The 6,345-nt window shown below is 72.9% G+C and carries 5 protein-coding genes; 4 read left to right on the top strand and 1 reads right to left on the bottom strand.

Going from position 1 to position 6,345, the window contains the following annotated elements; genetic code table 11:
- Positions 1 to 218 precede the first annotated feature (218 nt).
- Positions 219 to 1,088, top strand: coding sequence for a dihydropteroate synthase (gene folP / locus DLJ47_RS14695; protein WP_109900586.1), 870 nt, complete (start codon positions 219 to 221; stop codon positions 1,086 to 1,088).
- 72 nt (positions 1,089 to 1,160) lie between these two features.
- Here folP and ndhC read toward each other — a convergent pair whose 3' ends face one another.
- Positions 1,161 to 1,538, bottom strand: a complete 378-nt coding sequence (ndhC, locus tag DLJ47_RS14690; protein WP_088997225.1) for an NADH-quinone oxidoreductase subunit A — start codon at positions 1,536 to 1,538, stop codon at positions 1,161 to 1,163.
- 184 nt (positions 1,539 to 1,722) lie between these two features.
- Between ndhC and DLJ47_RS14685 the strand changes: the two genes are divergently transcribed.
- From DLJ47_RS14685 to DLJ47_RS14675, 3 genes are all read left to right on the top strand, one after another.
- Entirely contained in the window at positions 1,723 to 3,090 is a 1,368-nt protein-coding gene (locus DLJ47_RS14685) for a hypothetical protein (protein WP_233257837.1), read from the top strand.
- Between the two features lie 317 nt (positions 3,091 to 3,407).
- On the top strand, positions 3,408 to 5,255 hold the full coding sequence (locus tag DLJ47_RS14680) for a 2-oxoacid:acceptor oxidoreductase subunit alpha (RefSeq protein WP_109900584.1): 1,848 nt from the start codon (positions 3,408 to 3,410) through the stop codon (positions 5,253 to 5,255).
- Positions 5,248 to 6,282, top strand: a complete 1,035-nt coding sequence (locus tag DLJ47_RS14675; protein ID WP_109900583.1) for a 2-oxoacid:ferredoxin oxidoreductase subunit beta — start codon at positions 5,248 to 5,250, stop codon at positions 6,280 to 6,282. Before DLJ47_RS14680 ends, DLJ47_RS14675 begins: the two co-directional genes overlap by 8 nt.
- Positions 6,283 to 6,345: the final 63 nt, after the last annotated feature.

Raw genomic sequence — 6,345 nt, 5'->3', positions numbered from 1 at the left:
GTCCGCCGGCGGGCGACGCCGGGGTGCGGGCCGGGACCGGCATCGGGCCGATGCGCCTGACCGGCGAGTCGATCGGGTGAGCGCGGGCCGTACCGGGCCGGCCGGCGGCGCGGGGACAGCGTTCGGCGGGCGGGCGGGCGGAGGCGGCGGCCGGCGACCGGATAGCGTCGGGATCGGCCGGCGACGGGCGGTCGGCGGCGCGGAACTCGGGAGGCGGCATGGCCGGAGCGCTTCGGCTCGGTGCGCGGACGTTCGACGCCGGCGACCTGGTGGTGATGGCGATCGTCAACCGCACGCCGGACTCGTTCTTCGACCGGGGCGCGACCTTCGCCGCCGACAGCGCGCTGCGGGCGGTGGAGCGGGCGGTCGAGGAGGGCGCCGAGATCATCGACATCGGCGGGGTCAAGGCCGGCCCGGGAGCCGAGGTCGACGTGGCCGAGGAGATCCGCCGGACGGTGGACACCATCGCCGCCGTCCGGGCCGCGTTCCCGGAGGTGGTCATCTCGATCGACACCTGGCGGGCCGAGGTGGCGGTGGAGGCGGTGGCCGCCGGGGCCGACCTGCTCAACGACACCTGGTCCGGCGCCGACCCGGCGCTGGCCCAGGTGGCCGCCGACACCGGCGCCGGGCTGGTCTGCTCGCACGCCGGCGGGCTGGCGCCGCGGACCCGGCCGCACCGCGCGGCCTTCGACGACGTGGTGGCCGACGTGCTCGCCACGGTGACCGGGCTGGCCGACCGCGCGGTCGCGCTCGGCGTACGCCGGGACGGCATCCTGATCGACCCGGCGCACGACTTCGGCAAGAACACCCGCCACTCGCTGGAGATCACCCGCCGGCTGGACGAGCTCACCCGCACCGGCTGGCCGGTGCTGGTCGCCCTGTCCAACAAGGACTTCGTCGGCGAGACGCTGGACCTGCCGGTGGCCAAGCGGCTGGAGGGCACCCTGGCGGCCACCGCCGTCTCCGCCTGGCTGGGCGCCCGGGTGTTCCGGGCCCACCAGGTCCGCCAGACCCGCCGGGTGCTCGACATGGTCGCCTCGATCCGGGGCGACCGGCCGCCCACGGCGACCCGCCGCGGCCTCGCCTGACCGCGCCGGGCGGTCAGGCGCCCGCCGCCGGGGCGAGGTCCCGCCGGACGGGTCGGATCCCGGGCGGGCGGTTCAGGTCCAGCGCAGGATGTTGCGGCGCCACGCATAGAGGATGCCGAGCGCCAGCACCGCCACGAAGATCGCCATCTCGACCACGGTGACCATCCCGAACCCCGGCCGGTCGAAGACCACCGCCCAGGGGAAGAGGAAGACCGACTCCACCGCGAACAGCACGTACAGGTACGCGTACACGTAGTACCGGATCTGCATCTGCGCCCAGTCGGCGCCGACCGGATCGAGGCCGCACTCGTAGCTGGCCCGCTTCCCCGGCGGATCGGCCGGACGGGCAGGACGTAACACCCGGTTGGCCGAGAACGCCATGACAAAGAAGAGGACGCTGGCGAGCAGCAGCAGCCCGAGCGTCGCGTACGAGCCCAGGTAACCGGTCACGCCGGCAGCCTACCCCCCGGTCCGGGACAGACGGTCCGGACAAGTTACGAATTTGTTTTCCGGTGAGACTAGTGCTCTGGGGCAAATGTCACGAATATGGAGAGGCTCCCACCCCTGGTCACCCGGAGGACAGATGGCCGCCGCAGACGTATCGCCCGCTCGGTGGACGCGCAGCCGGCGGGTCATGCCGCTGCTGGCGATCCCGCTCGTGCTCGGGCTGGCGCTCACCGCGGTGCCCGGGTGGGCGATCGCCGCGCCGTCCGCCGCCCTGGTGACCGCTCCCGGCACCGGGCCCGCGGACGAGCCGGACGAGCAGACGCCGACCGCGGACCCGACGGACACCGGACCGGTGCCGACGACCGCGCCACCGACCAGCCCGGAGACCACCCCACCGGCGACGCCCACCGCCGATCCGGACCCCACCGCCACCGAGACCGGCGCTCCGGCCCCGACCACCGCGGCGCCGGCCACCATCGCGCCCGCCAGCCCCGGGCCGGTACCGCCGCCGGTCCGGCCGTCCGCGCCCGGTCCGGGCGCCCCGCCGGCCAGCCCGCTCGGCGTCCGGGTCAGCACCGGCGACATCCAGCTCTCCGGCCGCTACTGGAACGCCGCCAGCACGGTGGCCACGCTCCGGGTCAGCATCACCAACACCGGCACGGCGCGGGCCCGGATCCGGCTCGGCTACACGCTGCCCGGCGGACTGACCGACGCGGGCACCCCGGGTTGCGTCGGGACCGGAGGCGGCGAGCACCGGTGCGGCGAGTGGAGCACCGCGCCGGGCGCGCGGTTCAGCACCCGACTGAAGATCCGGATCAGCGGCACCGCCTGGCGGAACATGCCGCTCAGCGGCTCGGTCAGGGTCACCGCGACCGCGCCCGGCACGGCCGGCTCGGTCACCGACAACGAGGGCTTCGCGGTGCTCTTCCCGCCCGGCCCGCCGGTGCCCGGCATCACGTTGCAGGCCGACGAGGTCGCCTTCGACATCAGCGGCGGGGCGAGCGAACTCGCGGTCCGGCTGGGCAACACCGGCCGGGTGGACGCCACCGGCCGGATCGAGGTGGTCCTGCCGGACGGGGTGAGCGTGCCGACGCCCCCGGCGGGCTGCGCGCCGACGACGGCGGGCCGGATCCGGTGCGCGGTCGGTGCGGTGCCGGCCGGGCGGACCGTCGAGCTGCGCCTGCCGGTGGTCGCGACGCCGGAGGCCCAGCGCGCCGCGCCACTCTCCGGTGCGGTGGTCGGGCAGCTCGACCCGCGCCAGGGGCGGACCCGGCGGGTGCAGATGAGCTTCCGGATCACTTCGGCGGCCGCCCTGACCACCCAGGTCGCCGCGGCGCCCGCGCCGACCGGATCGCAGGGGGTGCTGGCGGCCACCGCACCCGCGCTCGACCGCGCGGGCGGCGGGTCGAGTTCGGTGCAGCGCACCGCGATCCTGCTGATCGTGGTCTCCGCGCTGCTGGTGGTGCTCGCCCTGACGCTGGCCACCGTCTCCCTGCGCCGTCGGATGACGGCACCGGCGACCAAGCCGACGGTGACGCCCGCAGCGCTGGAGTGACCCGCCCGACGGCCCCGAGGCCGCTTCGACGGCCGCGAGGGGGCGGTCCGCGACCGGTGATCTGAATTACGGCGGGCACGGCAAAACGCCCTAGTACCGGACAAAAGGCGGCCACTTCCGGTCTCAGTCGGCGGACCTCCCGGGAGGTTGGCCGGTCGATCCGACGTAGGCTCTCAGATGAGGAACGACAGCGGGCCGGACCAGTCACGGACGGCCGGTGCGGCGGTGCGTCAAGGAGGTCACGTGGCCGGGCAAGGCGAGGTCACCATCAGTTTCAGCCGCCCGCGCGACCGCGCTGAGCGAAGCGAGGTGCAGGCGTGACCAAGCAGATCCGTCAGCTCGACCGGGTGGTCATCCGGTTCGCCGGCGACTCCGGCGACGGCATGCAGTTGACCGGCGACCGGTTCACCTCCGAGACGGCACAGCTCGGCAACGACATCTCCACCCTGCCGAACTTCCCGGCGGAGATCCGGGCGCCTGCCGGGACCCTGCCCGGGGTGTCGAGCTTCCAGGTGCACTTCGCCGACTACGACATCCTCACCCCCGGCGACGCGCCGAACGTGCTGGTGGCGATGAACCCGGCCGCGCTGAAGGCCAACCTGCCCGATCTGCCCCGCGGCGCGGACATCATCGTGAACACCGACGAGTTCACCAAGCGGAACCTGGCCAAGGTGGGCTACCAGGCGAACCCGCTGGACGACGATTCGCTGGCCGGCTACGTGGTGCACCCGGTCGCGCTGACATCGATGACCATCGGCGCCCTCGCCGACCAGGCGGTGTCCAAGAAGGACGCCGAGCGGGCCAAGAACATGTTCGCGCTCGGCCTGCTCTCCTGGATGTACTCCCGGCCGTACGAGTCGACGCTGCGGTTCCTGGAGCGCAAGTTCGCGGCCCGGCCGGAGCTGGTGGCCGCGAACGTCGCCGCCTTCCGGGCCGGGTGGAACTTCGGTGAGACGACCGAGGACTTCGCGGTCCGCTACGAGGTCAAGCCGGCGAAGATGCAGCCCGGCACCTACCGCAACATCACCGGCAACGCCGCCCTGTCGCTCGGTCTGGTGGCCGCGGGCGTCCGCTCGGGGCTGCCGGTCTTCCTGGGCGCCTATCCGATCACGCCCGCCTCGGACATCCTGCACGAGCTGAGCAAGCACAAGAAGTTCGGTGTGCTCACCATGCAGGCGGAGGACGAGATCGCAGCGGTCGGCGCGGCGCTGGGCGCGTCGTACGGCGGCTCGCTGGGCGTGACCACCACCTCCGGTCCCGGTGTCGCGCTGAAGAGCGAGACCATCTCCCTGGCGGTGGCGCTGGAGCTGCCGCTGGTCATCGTCGACGTGCAGCGGGCCGGGCCGTCGACCGGCATGCCGACCAAGACCGAGCAGGCCGACCTCAACATGGCGCTCTACGGGCGGCACGGCGAGGCGCCGGTCGCGGTGATCGCGCCGAAGTCGCCGTCCGACTGCTTCTACGCGGCTCTGGAGGCGGCCCGGATCGCGCTCACCTACCGCACGCCGGTGATCCTGCTGTCGGACAACTACGTGGCCAACGGCTCCGAGCCGTGGCTGCTGCCCGACGTGGAGTCCCTGCCCGACCTGCGGGTCGAGTTCGCCACCGAGCCCAACGGCGAGGACGGCACGACCTTCCTGCCATACCTGCGGGACCCGCAGACCCTGGCCCGGCCGTGGGCGATCCCGGGCACGCCCGGCCTGGAGCACCGGATCGGCGGGCTGGAGAAGGCCGACAAGACCGGCGACATCTCCTACGACCCGGCCAACCACGACTTCATGGTCCGCACCCGCGCCGCCCGGATCGAGGCGATCCCGGTGCCGGACGTCGAGGTCGAGGATCCTGACGGCGACGCCCGCGTCCTGGTGCTCGGCTGGGGTTCGACGTACGGGCCGATCGGCGCGGCCTGCCGGGCGCTGCGCCAGCGCGGGCTGCCGGTCGCGCAGGCGCACCTGCGGCACCTGGCGCCCATGCCCGCCAACCTCGGTGAGGTCCTGCGCTCCTACGACCGGGTGGTCATCCCCGAGATGAACCTCGGCCAGCTGGCGCACGTGATCCGGGCGAAGTACCTGGTCGACGCGATCGGCTACAACCAGGTCCGCGGCCTGCCGTTCACCGCCGCGGAGCTGGAGACGATGCTGGAAGAGGTCCTGAAGAATGTCTGAGCCCATCGCGCTGAAGCTCACCGCCAAGGACTTCAAGTCCGACCAGGAGGTGCGCTGGTGCCCCGGCTGCGGCGACTACGCCATCCTCGCGGCCGTGCAGCAGTTCATGCCCGAGCTGAACATCCCGCGCGAGCGCATCGTGTTCGTCTCCGGCATCGGCTGCTCGTCCCGCTTCCCGTACTACATGAACACCTACGGGATGCACTCCATCCACGGCCGCGCCCCGGCGATCGCCACCGGCCTGTCCGCCACCCGGCCCGACCTGTCCGTCTGGGTCGTCACCGGTGACGGCGACGCCCTCTCCATCGGCGGCAACCACCTGATCCACGCGCTGCGCCGCAACGTCAACCTGAAGATCCTGCTGTTCAACAACCGGATCTACGGGCTGACCAAGGGGCAGTACTCCCCCACCTCCGAGGTCGGCAAGATCACCAAGTCGACGCCGGTCGGGTCGGCGGACGCGCCGTTCAACCCGATCTCCCTCGCGCTCGGCGCCGAGGCGACCTTCGTCGGCCGCACCATCGACTCGGACCGCAAGCACCTGCAGTCCGTGCTGCGGGCGGCGGCGGAGCACCAGGGCTCGGCGTTCGTGGAGATCTACCAGAACTGCAACATCTTCAACGACGGCGCCTTCGACCAGCTCAAGGAGCCGGCCACCCGGGACGACTACCTGATCCGCCTGGAGCACGGGCAGCCGATCACCTTCGGCAGGGACGGCCAGTTCTGCGTCGTCCACCCGCCCGGCGGGTTCGGCCTGGAGGTACGGGAGACCGCGGCCACCAGCCCCGACGAGATCGTCGTGCACGACGCCACGGTCACCGACCCGGCCTACGCGTTCGCGCTGTCCCGGCTGCCCGGCCTCGACCTGCGCAACACCCCGATCGGCGTGTTCCGCTCGGTCCAGCGGCCGTCCTACGACAGCGTCGTGCAGGAGCAGCTCGCCACCGCCCGGGCGAAGGTCACCGACACCCCGGAACAGCAGCTCGCCGGCCTGCTCAACAGCGGCGACACCTGGACGATCATCTGAGCCGGCGCTGAGCCCACGACGAAGGGTGGCCGTCCCCGCGCGGGGACGGCCAGCCTTTCCGTT

The sequence above is a fragment of the Micromonospora sp. S4605 genome (assembly GCF_003176715.1).
GTDB classification, from domain to species: domain Bacteria; phylum Actinomycetota; class Actinomycetes; order Mycobacteriales; family Micromonosporaceae; genus Micromonospora; species Micromonospora echinaurantiaca.
Note: the sequence above shows the minus strand (reverse complement) of the source record. Positions and strands in the feature narration are given on the sequence as shown.